Annotated in this window: 2 protein-coding genes; both read left to right on the forward strand. The window is 29.2% G+C overall.

Translation table 11 applies throughout. The annotated features are described in order from the left end of the window. The first annotated feature begins 165 nt into the window (after positions 1-165). On the forward strand, positions 166-822 hold the full coding sequence (locus LGK97_RS19495) for a hypothetical protein (protein ID WP_226261970.1): 657 nt from the start codon (positions 166-168) through the stop codon (positions 820-822). A gap of 157 nt (positions 823-979) precedes the next feature. Continuing rightward, complete coding sequence (locus tag LGK97_RS19500; RefSeq protein WP_226261972.1) at positions 980-1,669, forward strand: abortive infection system antitoxin AbiGi family protein; 690 nt, start codon at positions 980-982, stop codon at positions 1,667-1,669. Positions 1,670-1,993 lie beyond the last annotated feature (324 nt).

A 1,993-nucleotide genomic window follows, 5' to 3' on the forward strand; every position in this document is an offset into this window, starting at 1 on the left:
ATTTGATCATCTCCATTCCCCCTCTTATGATGTTCTATCATAAGAAAGTTTACATTAAAGTGGAGGAGTTTTCAATTAGAATGGTGGGGTACTTTTAGATTAACATATACAGCAGAGCTAAGCCTAGATTATAGTATATTATTTAACAACGATAAAAAGTTGGAAATGCTAGTATTAGCATCAATGGGTAATTCAAGGGATTTTGGTACAATGCTACTTTATAGTTGGTCTGAATTTCAGAATTATAGAATAAATGGTATATATTCAGGAAGACCATTTAAATATATTAGTGAAGACATGATAATTAATGCAATTAAAAATGACGGTGATAAAAAAATTAGTAATATTAGAGATGAAAATGATCTAATGCGTATTTGGAAAGACTTAGAAGAATATTGCACTCTAAAAAAGTGTAGTCATTTTGCAATAGAGGAAACAAAGAATAATATGGAGTTAATATCAAATGAGTTTTTTTCTGAGTTAATTTATCATAGGTTGCTGCATTTTAGAAAGGGACATGTACCCCCTAAAGATACAAAGATAAAAAATAAGTTATCAATTTATGCATTGAACTATGCTTGTACATATGATTCTCATGCTAAAGATAAAAAATTCGAATTTGTAACAAGATATGATATTATTCATGATAGAGTACGTAGATATATTTATGAACCAGATAAAATCATACAGAATGTTAGAGTGAAAAATGGAGAAATATTTCCATGTAAGAGTTGCTCAGAACCAATTAATATTAATAAAATGAAACATGCATGGGAAAAAAATAGTTGCCCTTTTTGTGGAGGGACTATTTATAATAAATAAGTATAGCGAAAGAATAAGACGGATTTAAGTATTAATGTATAAAACTTAGTCCGTCTTAATTTATAAAATAGCTAAATAACTTCTCATGATAAAATGTTCAAGTCTTGAACAAGGAACGTTATGCGAAATTTTATTAATGTAATGAAGGAGGGTTATTATGGGGAAAATACAGAATTATGTATCAGATGAATTAACACACTTTGTTGGTAGAGGGTTAGATGAGAAGCAACAATTCACTCTATTAGTTGAAATAATAAAAAGTGGAATATTAAAAACAAAAAATTGGCCAGATAATCTAATTACATCACAAGATATGGACATGAGTAAGAGTATTTCCGATAATGAATTATATATAAGTTACATGGTTTGTTTTTGTGATATACCAATATCAGATATGGATATACATATGAAAAAGTATAGCTCATTTGGTATTTCTTTTAAAAAGAAGTTTATTGCTGGGAAAGGGGCTACCCCTGTCCACTATATAGATAAAAGTTCGACGATGCAATCAGAATCTTGGAGTGAAATGTTTGACACTTATTCTAAGAAAATTAATAAGTTTTTTAATGATGAATATACGAGGAAAGGAAGACAGCGCGAAGAATTAAATGAGATAATAAATATGAGATTTTTCATTGACCAATATCTTATGAGCTATTTAAAATTTTTTGATAGTTCTAAAGATGACGAAGATATAGATAACTATTACATGGAACGCGAATGGAGATCACTTATGAAAATAGATTTTAAGCTGAATGATATTTACAGGCTTATTTTGCCTTCTAAATATTTGAACAAGTTTATGTTAGAATTTCCTAAATATAAAGGACATGTAACAACAATTTAAGAAGGATGAATTTCCATAAGACTTGGCATAACAAAACACTTAAGTTCACTTTGTCTACAGGGGGTGAAGTCTTTGGAGAAGCCAAAGCACATTCCTTCACCAAGCCAAGTCTCGCTAGGTTCAGGAACGTCTTGAGTGGGAAACGTTATAGGTCATTTAGAACAAAAAAATGATTGATCATAAGTTATTTTGTTCGATCTGATTGAGACGTAGTTGTAGTAAAGTACGAATTAAAAATTGAATAAGTAGTAATTTCAAAGGAGAATAACATTATGAATTTTAAACTAATAGAGAAAGAAAAATGGCAAAGAAAAGAAATTTTCG

The organism is Clostridium sp. CS001 (assembly GCF_020443565.1).
Classification (GTDB): Bacteria; Bacillota; Clostridia; order Clostridiales; family Clostridiaceae; genus Clostridium_AD.